Origin of the sequence: Lysinibacillus sp. NPDC097195, from assembly GCF_044762075.1 — a bacterium.
Classification (GTDB): domain Bacteria; phylum Bacillota; class Bacilli; order Bacillales_A; family Planococcaceae; genus Lysinibacillus.
Genome location: NZ_JBIWDP010000003.1, coordinates 176,314 through 190,333 on the forward strand (window position 1 = coordinate 176,314; position 14,020 = coordinate 190,333).

Sequence of the window (14,020 nt, forward strand, 5' to 3'; positions counted from 1 at the left end):
CTTACATCACCTGCCCATTATGATTACGTAAGCCATTGTAGGATTTCACCGTCGTTAAAAGATTGCTATACATATCTCGTGTATCTTGATGTTTCGCCCGTTTGGCAAACATATCAGCACTGCCGACTAGCATTAACAACTCACGAGCACGAGAAAGCGCGACATTTAGCCTGCGATAATCTCTCGCAAAGCCAATGTCCCCGCCCTTTGGCGTATTACGAACCATACTTACTAATATGACATCCATCTCCATCCCTTGAAACTTATCGACTGTTCCCGTTCTAAATTGGAGATGTGGCAACTGTAATTCTTGCTGAAGCAGGCGATTTATTTTCTTCACTTGCTCACCATAGAAGCTAATGACGCCGACACTTTTCTGTACATCTTGTGCAATACGTCCTGCCTTTTTCGCTTCCATTACAGCACTATTTAAGTCTGTTAAAATACTGCGGATTGTTTGTAGTTCTCCTTCGTTATAACGACTCGTTCCACCTTTAACCTGTTCCTCTAAAAACGGTTTTTCAGTTGGCATATCAATCCATAACAAATGATCGTCACGATCGACAAACTGTCCTTCTAAGCCATGATCACGCGCTGCATCCGAATCCGGCAATCCGCATTGCAAGCCGTTTTCTTCCTTGGCGTAAAATGGTGTAATACTGTGCATAATTTTTTCATGCATTCGGTATTGCAAGGCAAGCATTTGCTTATGTGTTGACGGTAAGTTATTAAATAATCGCTCAAATAACGATTCACGCAGTAAATTTTTCAGCTCTTGCGCCCCATCGAAGTTTGGATTTTCTTCGAGCATGCCTTTCAGCGTTTCCTCTAGCGTATCATCACCAAGAAGTGGCGGTAGCTGATGATGGTCTCCCACCAAAATAATTTTTTTACCTTTTAACATCGGTAATAATAGCTCTGGAGGGGTTGCTTTAGATACTTCATCAATAATCACGACATCGAAGGTTGGATAGTTTTCCATGAACTCCTTACTTGCTGAAGCAACGCATGTAGTACCAATAACGTTGGCATGTCGCACATATAATTTACGAATTTCATCTAAATCATATTCCGTTGCATTTTGTAGCTTATCACGCCATTGCTCTTGTAATTTCTTGCGTAGTGGCAGCTGTTGTTCTTTACGCTGTAACTCTGCTAAGCTGTCTTGCGTCGTTTGAATTGCTTCCTGGACTTCCTCAAATGTCCGTTCAGGCGTAGCTTGTAACAATGCTGTTAGCGCTGTTAGTTGTTTTTCCTTTTTCAATCCTTCTATATTAATAGTCTTAATTTTGTCTTCTAATTGCGCTAGCTCTTCCTCAACCTCTTGTAAGCTCGCCTTAGCTTTTTGATGTGCCGCTCTTTTTGGCAGTAACTGTGTATTTGCTTGTTCAACAGCCTGCAGTTGTTGACGTGCAGTTTGTAAAGAAGTTTGGGTACTAGTTATTAACATTTTCAACTGCTCTGCCGATTCCTCTGGTATAGCATCCACTTGCAATGAATCAACGAGTTGCTGTAGGCGCTTAGTATGTGCTAAGTACGGCTGTAATTGTCGTTGCAAACTTTGTACATCAAAGCTTGTAATGGCACATTCTTGGTGTATTAAGCTGGCAATATTTTTGCGTAGCGACTCAAATTCGCGATCTTTATGATCCTGTTGTTGTCTAAGCGCCATACCCTTTTGCCAAACAAAATCGCGACGCATATACAATCCAAGTAAATAGCTCTCTAACTGTTCAACAGGTGGGGTTTGCCCTTCTGTAAATGACTCATTTAATTGCGCAAAGACACCCGTTAAATTTTGTAATGAGAACGACTGGACAGGCTGTTGTCGACTTTTAGTCAATGCCCGCTCTTGCTGCTCAGATGTTAATAATGCTTCAAGCTTGGCAATCGCTTTTTGTAGACGCGTATTAATCGTTGCCCAAGCCTCTAAATCTTTGGCGTCCTCTAAATGCTCTAATCGTGCTATTTGTTGAGCTAATACATGTGAAGGACGTACTTGATAATGCTGTAAAAATCGATGAATACGCTCAAAGGACGTTAGTGTACTGATATATTGTTGACTGTCCTTCAATAATTGCAGGCGTTGATTTTCTTGTTCATGCTTTACTTGAATATCTTGAAACTGGGTTGTTAACGCCTGCTTTTCACCAAGTAATTCTTTATATTGCATGACAGCTTGCCATTGTTCTATTTTGTTCGTGCTCTCTTGTATTAATTGCTGTAGCTGTTCCTGCGAATCATAGTCACTTAAAATTTGTTCTTGTGCTTGGATAGCAGCCTCAAGTTGCGCCAATTGTTTCTCATAATGCTCTTTATGTGCTTCATGCGCTTCCTTCTCCGTTTTTGCCGTCTTCAATTCTTTTTTGAGCGCTTGAATGTCTTGTTGCAAAATCGGTTCGTCAATTGCCGCTTGCTCTTTCGCCGCAATTTCCTTTGTTAGCTCCTCAAGCCAAGCTTGCAACTTCGCTAGCTCATCTGTTGTTTTCCGAATACTCACCTGTAATTCCTGCTCACGCTCAGTAAAAGCGATAATTTCTTCTTCAACAGCTGCTAATGTTTGTTCACGCCAATGGAGAGCCACATTTTCCTCAATGAATTTTTTTCCCTCTTCTTCAATACTTTCCGTTCGACCGTAACGTAAAATTCGAATTTCTTGATTAGAGAGGAGTCTTCCTAATGCATTATCTACAGCTAAATTTGATTGAGATGCAACGAGTGTTTTCAAGCCTGCTTTGACATTTTGTTGGCAAATCTCTGAGATTACAGTTGTTTTCCCAGTGCCTGGAGGTCCTTGAATTACGTACAAGTCTTCAACAGATAACGCTCCAATAACAGCTTTCCGTTGATATTCATTTAAATTATTATGGAACACAATATCATCGCGCAGCTTGGCCGTTCGGACGGTTGGGCGTTTTTCAAATAATATTGTCTCTAAGCTTGCATTCACTGCTTCGCCCTTTTCGAGCTTCGTAAAACCATTGCGTAAGCGTCGTATTTGGCTTAGTGTTGCAAAATTACTAAAGCTCGCATGCTTTGAGCGCAAGTTAAGCTGATCTTTACGAGCCTGATCCTGTGCAAAAGGCTTTAAATCAATTTCCACCGTTTGCTTGCCAGCATTCGCTTTTAACACTTGTCCGATTTCGCCCCGTACACCTTGGATGCTTACACTTAAACCTTCAAGTTGCTTCCATTCCTTCGCTTTTACATAAGGACATACTAGTGTTAAACGTGAAAAGTCTTCATTGAAGTAGCTTTGTTTAAATTCCGTATGAATATCATCAATTGTTGCATCCCGTTCTTGGATTTTTAAATAGCCTTCCCAGCTGGCAATGCGCTTTTTCACATATTCGGTGCGTTCTTCAGCAATCGGTAGCTCTCTTATTTTCGTATGAAGATCAAGTGGGATACCAGCGCCATTATTAGGTTTAGTGACAAATTGCAATGCAGCAGGTAAGCGACGGTTCGTATTTACTGGACCACGCATATGTACAAAACGAATATTGGTTGCTAATAATCCTTCCACCTTTAGCACGCAATCCATAATCGCCGTCTTCCCTGCTAATACACTCTCTAATTTTTCATTATGCTCTGCATTAAAATAAATGGATAAAAACGTTTCACCAATGGTTTTGGCTTTTCTTTTTTCAATATAAACGGTAATTGTTTTTTGTAACGCAAAAAAGGCATGCTCATTTGCCGAGCATTCCTCTACCGCCTCCTTCGCCTTATTCGTCAAAATTAAATTACAGCGTTGTTTCTCTAGTAAAGCGATGTTCTGCATGAGCTGCCCTCCCTTCCGAATTCACTAAAGTATTATTTTATCATATCGTAAAAGGAATCTCGCAAAGAAAAATCCCCTGCACAGTGATTTCCTTCCACTGTACAAGGGATCTATAGTTAGAGACCGTCATTTAATGTTGGTCTATTGTTTCTTTTGGTAATGTTTTGCTCATTTCACAGTACTGAACGAAAACACGTGCCATTTCACGTAAACGATTATGAACATCCTCGTCTACAATTTTATTATTTGCATCAAAATGTGATGTATGTGTATAGACATAGTTCGGCGTTACAAGTGCGCGGAAGTAGTCTAAAATTGGTTTCAGTTGATTTTCAACTACTAAGTGATGCTGATACGTGCCACCATTCGCTACGATTGAAACAGGCTTATAACGCATTGTCTTTGGATGTAAAAAATCAAATGCATTTTTTAATACACCTGGAATCGAAGCTTGGAAAATCGGTGTTGCAATAATATACGCATCCGCTTCTTCAAATTTTTGAATCATTGTTTTCATATCGTCATTTAACGGTGAACCATCGACAATTTGATGCTTATATTCACTAAAATGCATAATTTCTAAATCGAAACTAGCATCGAATTCTTTAATATAATGCTCTACTTGCTCTAAAATAGCACCAGTTTTACGCCCAAACATCGTGCCATCGACGAGTAAAATTTTCATATACTTTTTGCCTCCACATTCATCTTCTACAATAATATTGTAACAAATGAATAGTGACTCGGGAAGAATTGTAGCAATTAAAACAATAAATTCAGTCTTTAGGCGGAATGTGGTTTTTAATGGCTAGTCGCTTATTTTTCATTTTGCCGATTAAATGTCACGTCGTCGTCTACAACAGTTTCTTCCACTTTAAATTTAGCCCGATTAATAATAACCTCTCGATTGACCTTCTCCTCATCATTCGAATCTAACCCTTTATGCTTGTGCCAATTAAATAGCTCTTCACGTGGAGATGCCTCTTGTGTCACTTTCGGGAAATCCATGTTAGCTAAGTCCTGCGATGAATAAATTGTCACCGGCTGTTTTTGGCCATGCAATGCAATAACAATCATCGCTTTCGCAACCTGCGATGCCTCAATTGAGCGTACACGCTTTAACGGACCAACTAATAACGGCTTAGCAAGTTTTAATAGCTTTTCACCTACTTTTTCACCAAAGCGAAATTCTTGGCGTTGTCCAACCAACAGTGAAGGACGAATAATAGATAGACGCTGCAAACCAAGCTCGAATAATGCTTGCTCAAGCTTGCCTTTCACACGATTATAATAAATGCTCGATTGCTCATTAGCTCCCATCGCAGTTATGACAAGCATATGGGGAATGCCACGCTTTTTAGCCAATGAGGCAATGGCTAGCGGATATTCAAAATCTACTTTTTCAAATGCCTCCCGTGAGCCTGCCTTTTTTATTGTTGTACCTAAACAACAATATAACTCATGTGCGAATTCAATATCTCTTTCTTCTAGTGTATCGAAGTTACGAATTTTCACCTCTAATTTCGGGTGTTTATATTGTAGTTCTCGTCGCGCTATAACAATTACAGAAACATAGTCATCATGTTCACATAACTGTTCTATTAGCGAGGTGCCCGTCAAGCCAGTGGCACCTACAACTATTGCCGATCGCATGCCCAAATTCATACTCCTCCAATCTGTCTTCATATAGACGCTTACTAAATATGTATCAACAGGAATGAGCACATTTGCTTATCCTCTCTATTATTCATCGGCAAAGCGAGCACCATTTTTGAAGTTTTATCCTCTACATTATTTATCTAATGTTAATTTTTACACATACTTGCCCAATTTTGACCATAATTTAAATAGACAGATGAAAGGATGGGATACATTTGCAAAACGAAATACAAACAATTAAACCGAAAAAATCGATTGTTTTCATAATTGAAAGCTGCATTGATAAAGGGCTGTATCCTTTTGAGCGGGTAGCAACATTAGCTAAGTTGCTTGGACAAGAGGAAGTTTTCATATTCGTAAAAACCCCTTCGAATGATGGGATTCAAATTTTAATGAATGAAGATCTTTCACCAATACTATTCGATCATTTCGATGAATTACCAAAGCAAATAAAAGCCATACAACCCGATTTAATTGTGAGGGACGGTCGTAACTCCGAAAGTTGGCAAGTTGAAAATTTACGACCATTTTGTAAAACGATTATTCATTTTGATGATTTTGGTGATGGTGGTCAAGCCTGTGACTGTGTCTTACTAGCACTCTATCAAGAAGTGAAAGATTTTTTCCCACCTCATTATATTGGAGGCAGTTTCGCTTTTGCATTACCAGACGCTTTTCAACATGCAGAACCATTACCTGATCTTAAAACGCCTGAAAATCCCCCTCATATTGTTGTTGCTTTCGAGGATGGGGACGAGCATAACTTAACATATCGAACTCTTCGACATTTAACCCAGCTACAAATCCCACTACAAATTACAGTAATGATAGATGAAAGCTATCGACATGCGACAGATGACTTGCAAATGATGGTACTAAGTCGTCGCAATACCGCTATTTTGCGTGATAAAGACGCGCTCCTTAAATTATTACCCAAAGCTGATGTCATTATTTGCAATGCCAACTACACACCATATAAAATTGCTTCTTATGGGGTACCTTGTATTACACTCGCACAAACAGAGAATGAGTTATTAAATGCCTTCCCTCGTGAGCATAATGGCTTTATACATCTCGGCCTTGGTAGAAAAATGAAACAATCGCAAATACAAAACGCCGTGATGGAGTTTTTATTGCATGAGGCTCGCAGTGAACGTGCAGTGAAGAAACAGCGTCAGCTGAATCTCGCAAGCAATAACAATACGCTAGAATCTTTATTACTTGATTTCGCGTATGATCGTCATAATATCGCTTCAACTTAGTGATTCTTTTAAGGTGGATATGATACAATATACTAGAATTTTTCACTTTCATTTCCCCTACTTCTTTTACAAAGTAGGCATGAATTTTCAAGGAATCTCAGCATCAGCACCCGATTAATTTTAACAATTAAGCGGTGGGGGATCACAAAACCTCCATCGCTTTTACACGCATTCGTTATACAAATACATCAAAAAGGAGCTAACAATCATGCCATCAAAAAGCGATATTGAATATGAAATTAAAGAATTAAAAATGGATTATATGAATTTACAAGGTGACATCGAAAAGCTTGAATCTACAGGCCATAACGACCAAGTCGCAAAAGCTGAACAACGTCTTGCCAACATGGAAGCAAAGCTAGCAGAATTAAATAAACAACTAGCTGAACTATAAGGAAATAGCAGTTGTACAGTGCTCGCTCTATCTATACAAGACCTAATTGAATTATTTTGGAGGAACCACATATATGGCAATATTAACAGTTGAAAATTTAGGTCATTCTTTCGGTGACCGCACACTTTTTAAAGATGTTTCTTTCCGTTTAGTTGAAGGCGATCATATCGGTCTTGTCGGCGCAAACGGTGTAGGAAAATCTACGCTAATGGGAATTATTACAGGACAAACAATACATGATGCTGGAAAAGTTGAATGGCTACCAGGAACACATTATGGCTATTTAGACCAACATACTGTGCTTACAGCTGGCCGTACGATGCGTGATGTTTTACGTGACGCCTTCCTTCCTCTCTATAAAAAAGAAGAAGAGCTAAACGAAATTACAGGTAAAATGGCTGAAGCGACACCTGAAGAATTAGAAGAGTTGCTAGAGCAAATGGCAGATGTTCAAGATGCACTTGATGCTGGAGATTTCTACTCACTTGATATGACAATCGAAGAAGTTGCACGTGGTTTAGGTTTAGATGCTATCGGACTAGAACGCGATGTAGCTGCCCTTTCTGGTGGTCAACGTACAAAGGTTTTACTGGCTAAGCTTTTATTAGAGAAGCCAAAAGTATTATTACTTGATGAGCCGACGAACTATTTAGATGAAGAGCATATAACTTGGTTAAAAAACTATTTAAAAAACTATCCGCATGCATTCTTATTAATTTCCCACGATACGGAATTTATGAATGAGACAGTAGATGTTATTTTCCAATTAGAGTTTTCAAAACTAACTCGCTATACAGCTACGTATGAGAAATTTTTAGAGTTAGCTGAAATCAATAAACGTCAACATATTGATGCCTATGAAAAACAACAAGAATTTATCAAAAAACAAGAAGACTTCATTGCAAAAAATAAAGCGCGTTACTCTACAACTGGTCGTGCAAAATCACGTGCGAAACAGCTTGATCGTTTAGAGCGTATTGACCGCCCTGAAACAGCAGTTAAACCTGAATTTGGTTTTAAAGAGGCACGTACACCGAGCCGCTATGTAGTGGAAGCAGAGAATTTAGTAATTGGTTACGATAAAGACAAACCACTTTTACCGCCTCTTTCATTTATGATTGAACGTGGAGAAAAAATTGCCTTAGTCGGCATGAATGGTGTTGGTAAATCTACATTATTAAAAACGATGCTTGGTAAAATTAATCCACTTGGCGGTACGGTTATTCGCGGTGATTACTTAGCACCTTCTTATTTCGAACAAGAAGTAAAGGCAGATAAAATTACACCGATTGATGATGTGTGGAACGCCTTTCCTTCTATGGAGCAAGCACAAGTGCGCGCTGCATTAGCACGTGCTGGATTAAAAACGGATCACATTACGCGCCCACTTAATTCATTATCTGGTGGTGAGCAAGCAAAAGTTCGTTTATGTAAGCTCATGATGGAAGAAGCCAACTGGTTACTATTTGACGAACCGACAAACCATTTAGATGTCGATGCAAAAGAAGAATTAAAACGTGCTATGAAAGAATTTAAAGGCACAATCGTACTTGTTAGCCACGAACCTGACTTCTATGAAGGTTTAGTAACAAAAGTATGGAATGTACAAGACTGGTTCACTTCTGGTCAACAAAGCTAAGGGGCTAGCCTCATATCATCATATGTCATTCTAAATCGTAAAAATCCGCTTTGCTTTCCGCCGGCACAATGTATGCCGCAGGAGTCTAGGCGGATTTTTACTTTAATTTTCAAAATTGCTCGAGTGCCTGACACTCAAAATTCCCTCTATTCAAAATCTTCTAAACTTACATCATTGTAAGCTAAATTAATGAAACTTTTTACTCTTTCAAGCGTATATTTAGTATAGATTAAAAAATATCATACTCTATTAAAAGTTTTTTAAATAACTATTGATTTATAAATAGCTTACTAGTAAGATATATGTATAACCTATTTAACTTACTAATAAGATATCCATAAAATATAATTCTAATAAAGAAAGCGGGGAATGAAGAATGACAGTTACAATTTACTCACAAGCGAGCTGTTCTTCATCCAGAAAAGCACTAAAATGGTTAAAAGATCATAACATCGAATATAAAGAAAAACGCATTACATCTCATCCACTTACACTTGCTGAATTTAAAGAAATTTTAAGCATGACTGAAGATGGTACTGATGAAATCATTGCAACAAACTCAAATGATTTTAAAAATCTTAATATTGATATCGACCAGCTTTCTATCCAAGAGCTGTACGCTATTATTCAAGCACATCCAAGAATGTTACGCAGTCCTATCCTGATAGATGAAAAACGCATTCAAGTTGGGTACAATGAAATGGACATCCGTCGTTTTATTCCACGTAAAGTACGTGCTTACGAATTAAATGCGATGACAAGATTGGCACAAGAAAGTTAAAACAGTTTTGGAGATGACCTTATATGGATCAAGAAAAACAACAAGCCATTACCTCCTTGTTTGAAGTGGTCTCTTCCATCGAGCGTAAATGGGCAAACGAGTGGAATAATCATAATGCACTCGGCTTTTCAAAATCCCATATTTTAATTTTAGACTACTTATCGCAGGAGGGACCGAAGCGCCCTTCTGCAATTGCAGAGCGCTTAAAAGTAACAACAGGTGGCGTCACAGTATTAACGACGAAACTAATTAATGCTGGGTTTATTGAAAAAACTCAGCATGCTACAGATCGCAGAGCGTCCCAATTAGTTATTACTACCGAGGGTGAAAACATACTTGAAGAGTCACGTCAACAAGTGAGTGAAATTATTAACAATATGTTTGGCATGCTGTCGGCAGAAGAAGTGCAAACACTGCGTGATATCTTCGCCAAATGTTTAGTATCTGCGGATACAAATCGGCAAGATTAAATGTTCCACTATATGTTGAAACGAAAAAGGATGCATCGCAAATGTTTGTTTGCAATGCATCCCTTTTTTGAGATTGGCCGAACGAATACTTCCGTCTAAGTAGTTATGTTGTGGCGACCAATGTTTTTAAATTTACGCTGGCAGCACAGCCTCAACAATCGACACGTCAGCCATTAGCATTTCTTTTAAACGTGCTTTTGCACGGAATAAACGCGATTTCACTGTACCGATTGATACTTTCATAATAGTAGAAATTTCAGCTAGTGAATATTGGTCTATGTAGAAATACCATAAAGTTTTTCTATAGATTGTATCTAATTGACCCATTTTGTCCTGTACTAACTTTGTCACAATCTCTTTTTCAATTTTTTCTTCTGTAGAAATCTCATTATTGGGAACCAAATCTAAAATCGGTACGTCTAATGTTTCAGGTTGGTTCATCATATACTTACTGCGTCGTACTTTTTTTCGATAACGATCTCTAAATGTATTCATTGTAATTGTTGTCAGCCAAGCTTTAATATGCTCCACCTCGGCAACGCTGTCTTCATAGCGTACAACTTTTACCCAAACTTCTTGCATGAGATCTTCTGCCTCTACATTATTACGAGTCAGTTTCAAACATAAGTGGTATATATAACGATTATATTCCTCATATACGCCTTCTAATTTTTCATTCATTGTGTATTCCTCCGCTTCTTGTTCTTGCTTCTATACACATTCTCGCAAAATAATGTATTACACTCTATCGTATTGGCTTTCAATTTCATTACAATCGTGTAAGCTTAAATGCTTTTGCTTGTAATATTCGTAAAAATTGTTTTACTACTATATCTCTTTTACATCAAATGGCTTTTAAAGTAACCTTTCAAATCAAGGTATACACAGTTAACCCATTAATTGTATATCGGAAATTAATTTTCTTAATATTGCAAACACTTCACTTATACTGAATGTCATTCTATGTTTTCCGTATTTTTTATCATAAATAAAAAGCTCTTAAAGTAATTACCCGCTTTAAGAGCTTTTTAAGCTAGTTACTCAAAATCAATGATGATTTTGAGGGCATTTTCTTTCGCTGCATTTGCGAAGGTTTCATATGCCTCTATCATATTGTCAAAACGCTATTATAAGGAAGCTCCTCACTTTTAATTATTCTTCATCCTGCCTTGCTGTTTAAATGTTAGCCAGCGCCTTAAGCCTTCATAAAAACTGTAGCAACCATTGCTATCACAACATTCCCCAACCACATTATGCTATACTATTTCTATTATCGAAATATTGAAAGAGGGATGCTTTTATGACGCAATTAGAGACATTAAATGCTTATTTTACTGAACATCGCGAGACTCACTTAAATGAACTAAATGAATTTTTACGTATTCCAAGTATTAGTTCGTTATCAGAACATAAAGGCGATATTCAACATGCTGCCGAGTGGCTAGCTGATGCTTTCAAGAAGCTTAATTTAGAAAACATCTCCATTACACAAACTGCTGGCCATCCTGTTGTTTATGCTGATTGGTTACATGCAGAAGGCAAACCAACGATTCTGTTTTACGGACATTACGATGTACAGCCGGTTGATCCATTACATTTATGGGAAACCGAGCCGTTTAACCCTACAATTCGTGATAACAAATTGTTTGCACGTGGGGCAAGTGATGATAAAGGGCAAGTATTTATGCACTTAAAGATGATCGAAGCGCTATTTGCGACAACTGGCACTTTACCAGTGAACGTGAAATTCATCTATGAAGGTGAAGAAGAAATTGGTAGTCCTCATCTTCCTGCCTTTGTTGAAGAGCATAAAGAACAATTAGCCGCTGACTTGATCTTGATTTCAGATACAGGTCTTTACGGTCCTGGCAAGCCAGCAGTATGCTATGGCTTACGTGGACTAACAGGCGTTCAAATTGATGTTCGTGGAGCAAAGGGTGATTTACATTCAGGTCTTTATGGTGGAGGCGTACAAAATGCCATTCATGCATTATCGGAAATTTTAGCATCCTTCCGTGATGAGCACGGCACTATTCAAGTAGAGGGCTTCTACGACAAAGTATTGCCATTATCAGAAGAAGAACGTGAAGCTTACCGTGCACTAGGCTTTGATGAAGAATCTGTAAAAGAAGAAGTTGGCGTATCTGAATTATTTGGTGAAGCTGGCTATTCTTATTTAGAACGCACATGGGCTCGTCCGACATTAGAAGTTAATGGTATATTTGGTGGCTTCTCTGGAGAAGGTATTAAAACTGTACTACCTGCTGAAGCTGGTGCAAAAATTACTTGTCGCTTAGTACCAAATCAAGATCCAGAAGAAATCGTTGCACTATTAAAAGCACATATTGCAAAACATAAACCAACTGGTGTAGAAGTGACGATTTCCGAATTCGATAAAGGGCGTCCATTCTTAACACCATTCGATCACCCATTTATTCAAGCGGCTGGTCGTTCTTATGAAAAAGTTTATAATGTGCCAACTGCATATACACGTGGTGGCGGTTCGATTCCAATCGTCGCTGCATTCGATGAAATTTTAGATTTACCAGTTGTGTTAATGGGCTTTGGTTTATCGAGCGAAAACTTCCATGCACCAAACGAGCACTTCCATTTAGAAAACTTCGACAAAGGCTTACGTGTGTTAGGCGATTACTTATATGAGGTTGCCGCGTTAGAAAAATAAGTGCCAGGCACGCAAACAATTCTCACACAATTTCGGCCACTTGCAATGCTTAGCACTATAAAACCCCTCGCCAGTTCACATTGGCAAGGGGTTTTTGCATTTGTCTATTGACCGAAATTTGTTACAAATTCAGCTGATTTTTTTCGTTCTTTACCTTTTGGCACTTCATCGAAATATCCGACTTGTAGCATCGCAATTACGCGTTCACCCGGTTGTACTTTTAAAGCATCACGGAATTTCGGATTGTCTAAGAAACCTGGTGTTTTCCAACAAGATCCAATTCCTTTTTCCCATGCTAACAGCTGCATATTTTGAATAAAAATGCTCGCTGCTGCATAATCTTCTAAACGTTCTTTTTGGCGTGCGTCCTCTGGCACAATAACAAATGCGTACCCACCTGGTAGTGTAAATTTCGTCATTTGTTTAGCTAAATCTTCACTCGAAAGATCCTGCCACTTTGGAATAGCTAAATCACGTAATAAATGTTGTACTGCAACTAAATCTTCGTCGCAAGCAATAACTAAACGCCAAGGTTCACGATTACCATGGTTTGGCGCCCAAATAGCATCGTCAATAATACTCATTAAATCAGCGCGCTTCACCAACTGCCCATTAAACTTCTTGATAGAACGGCGATTAATAATAGCTTCTCTAACTGATAAAAATTGTTCGCTCATGTTCTCCTATCTCCCTCTACTAAAATTAGAATGTATGATTGTTTGTCAATTCTATGTTCAACATTATCACAAAATGGGGAGCTTTAAAACTGCCAGCTTCCTAGGCAAAGCTATCATCTATATGGTAAAAGTAATAGGTCATATTAGGGGTATACGCCGTGGAATCTTCATAAAAATAAGGTCTATTAATACTGTCCGAAGTATGCGCATTCACATAAGGAATCCCATTTTGGATGCTCGTAACAATGACAGAATGATCTATTCTTCCATCCCCTTGAAAATCGTAAAATATAATGTCCCCAAGCTCTAATTGTTCTGCCGATTGTACACGCGTAGCTTTCAATCCCGTTTTGGAACCCTCTAAATACCATCTCAAAGAATGTGCGACGGACCAGCTAAAGCTCCAGTTGCCTTGCTGAATCCACCAACCCCGTTCTCTATTTGGTGCGCCTCGCATTGGTGCACCTCCAGCAAGTAAGCATTGCGAAATATAATTGGTACAATCGACATCAAAGTTTGGAAATGCCGGATTGCGCCTATTCCACCACAGATTCGCATATTGAACAGCTGCCTGTCTGTTATACATTTTGGCCACGCTTCCCCTCCTTATGACCATCATATGACTACATCAAACGTTCTATTAATTAGGTCATTCATCGTAAAATTGCTGA

The 14,020-nt window shown here is 38.6% G+C and carries 12 protein-coding genes; 6 read left to right on the top strand and 6 right to left on the bottom strand.

Going from position 1 to position 14,020, the window contains the following annotated elements:
* Window position 1: 1 nt before the first annotated feature.
* The 3 genes from ACIQXI_RS16125 to ACIQXI_RS16135 all read right to left on the bottom strand — a co-directional run bounded on the left by ACIQXI_RS16125 (window position 2) and on the right by ACIQXI_RS16135 (window position 5,437).
* Window positions 2-3,784 carry an AAA domain-containing protein gene (locus ACIQXI_RS16125; protein WP_402926888.1) on the bottom strand — a complete coding sequence of 1,261 codons (3,783 nt, stop codon included), beginning with the start codon at window positions 3,782-3,784 and terminating at the stop codon, window positions 2-4.
* Window positions 3,785-3,914: 130 nt separating this feature from the next.
* A complete protein-coding gene (locus tag ACIQXI_RS16130) occupies window positions 3,915-4,469 on the bottom strand; it encodes an NADPH-dependent FMN reductase (RefSeq protein ID WP_402926891.1) in 555 nt (184 codons plus the stop codon).
* A gap of 131 nt (window positions 4,470-4,600) precedes the next feature.
* A complete protein-coding gene (locus ACIQXI_RS16135) occupies window positions 4,601-5,437 on the bottom strand; it encodes an NAD-dependent epimerase/dehydratase family protein (protein WP_402926894.1) in 837 nt (278 codons plus the stop codon).
* Between the two features lie 221 nt (window positions 5,438-5,658).
* Between ACIQXI_RS16135 and ACIQXI_RS16140 the strand changes: the two genes are divergently transcribed.
* The 5 genes from ACIQXI_RS16140 (at window position 5,659) to ACIQXI_RS16160 (ending at window position 9,989) form a co-directional block, all read left to right on the top strand.
* On the top strand, window positions 5,659-6,705 hold the full coding sequence (locus ACIQXI_RS16140; RefSeq protein WP_402926897.1) for a PseG/SpsG family protein: 1,047 nt from the start codon (window positions 5,659-5,661) through the stop codon (window positions 6,703-6,705).
* Window positions 6,706-6,913: 208 nt separating this feature from the next.
* Window positions 6,914-7,099 carry an SE1832 family protein gene (locus ACIQXI_RS16145; protein ID WP_402926900.1) on the top strand — a complete coding sequence of 62 codons (186 nt, stop codon included), beginning with the start codon at window positions 6,914-6,916 and terminating at the stop codon, window positions 7,097-7,099.
* Window positions 7,100-7,172: 73 nt separating this feature from the next.
* Window positions 7,173-8,738 carry an ABC-F family ATP-binding cassette domain-containing protein gene (locus ACIQXI_RS16150; protein ID WP_402926903.1) on the top strand — a complete coding sequence of 522 codons (1,566 nt, stop codon included), beginning with the start codon at window positions 7,173-7,175 and terminating at the stop codon, window positions 8,736-8,738.
* 376 nt (window positions 8,739-9,114) lie between these two features.
* Window positions 9,115-9,519, top strand: a complete 405-nt coding sequence (gene spx / locus ACIQXI_RS16155) for a transcriptional regulator Spx (RefSeq protein ID WP_036117523.1) — start codon at window positions 9,115-9,117, stop codon at window positions 9,517-9,519.
* Between the two features lie 23 nt (window positions 9,520-9,542).
* Complete coding sequence (locus ACIQXI_RS16160; protein WP_402926905.1) at window positions 9,543-9,989, top strand: MarR family winged helix-turn-helix transcriptional regulator; 447 nt, start codon at window positions 9,543-9,545, stop codon at window positions 9,987-9,989.
* A 132-nt stretch (window positions 9,990-10,121) separates the two neighbouring features.
* Here the strand turns inward: ACIQXI_RS16160 and ACIQXI_RS16165 are convergent, their stop codons facing one another.
* Complete coding sequence (locus tag ACIQXI_RS16165) at window positions 10,122-10,670, bottom strand: RNA polymerase sigma factor (RefSeq protein WP_402926907.1); 549 nt, start codon at window positions 10,668-10,670, stop codon at window positions 10,122-10,124.
* Between the two features lie 619 nt (window positions 10,671-11,289).
* On the opposite strand from ACIQXI_RS16165, the gene ACIQXI_RS16170 reads away from it, so the two are divergent.
* Entirely contained in the window at window positions 11,290-12,672 is a 1,383-nt protein-coding gene (locus ACIQXI_RS16170; RefSeq protein ID WP_402926909.1) for a dipeptidase, read from the top strand.
* A gap of 104 nt (window positions 12,673-12,776) precedes the next feature.
* Here ACIQXI_RS16170 and ACIQXI_RS16175 read toward each other — a convergent pair whose 3' ends face one another.
* Window positions 12,777-13,349, bottom strand: a complete 573-nt coding sequence (locus ACIQXI_RS16175; RefSeq protein WP_402926912.1) for a nitroreductase family protein — start codon at window positions 13,347-13,349, stop codon at window positions 12,777-12,779.
* 100 nt (window positions 13,350-13,449) lie between these two features.
* The gene (locus tag ACIQXI_RS16180; protein ID WP_402926915.1) at window positions 13,450-13,944 is read right to left on the bottom strand and encodes an amidase domain-containing protein; all 495 of its coding nucleotides are present in this window, start codon (window positions 13,942-13,944) and stop codon (window positions 13,450-13,452) included.
* Window positions 13,945-14,020: the final 76 nt, after the last annotated feature.

What these genes read in the sequence shown, in the direction of transcription:
- ACIQXI_RS16175 (WP_402926912.1), bottom strand. Translation starts at nt 13,349, where the DNA reads ATGAGCGAACAATTTTTATCAGTTAGAGAAGCTATTATTAATCGCCGT.
- spx (WP_036117523.1), top strand. Translation starts at nt 9,115, where the DNA reads ATGACAGTTACAATTTACTCACAAGCGAGCTGTTCTTCATCCAGAAAA.
- ACIQXI_RS16130 (WP_402926891.1), bottom strand. Translation starts at nt 4,469, where the DNA reads ATGAAAATTTTACTCGTCGATGGCACGATGTTTGGGCGTAAAACTGGT.
- ACIQXI_RS16170 (WP_402926909.1), top strand. Translation starts at nt 11,290, where the DNA reads ATGACGCAATTAGAGACATTAAATGCTTATTTTACTGAACATCGCGAG.
- ACIQXI_RS16150 (WP_402926903.1), top strand. Translation starts at nt 7,173, where the DNA reads ATGGCAATATTAACAGTTGAAAATTTAGGTCATTCTTTCGGTGACCGC.
- ACIQXI_RS16125 (WP_402926888.1), bottom strand. Translation starts at nt 3,784, where the DNA reads ATGCAGAACATCGCTTTACTAGAGAAACAACGCTGTAATTTAATTTTG.
- ACIQXI_RS16145 (WP_402926900.1), top strand. Translation starts at nt 6,914, where the DNA reads ATGCCATCAAAAAGCGATATTGAATATGAAATTAAAGAATTAAAAATG.
- ACIQXI_RS16135 (WP_402926894.1), bottom strand. Translation starts at nt 5,437, where the DNA reads ATGCGATCGGCAATAGTTGTAGGTGCCACTGGCTTGACGGGCACCTCG.
- ACIQXI_RS16165 (WP_402926907.1), bottom strand. Translation starts at nt 10,670, where the DNA reads ATGAATGAAAAATTAGAAGGCGTATATGAGGAATATAATCGTTATATA.
- ACIQXI_RS16160 (WP_402926905.1), top strand. Translation starts at nt 9,543, where the DNA reads ATGGATCAAGAAAAACAACAAGCCATTACCTCCTTGTTTGAAGTGGTC.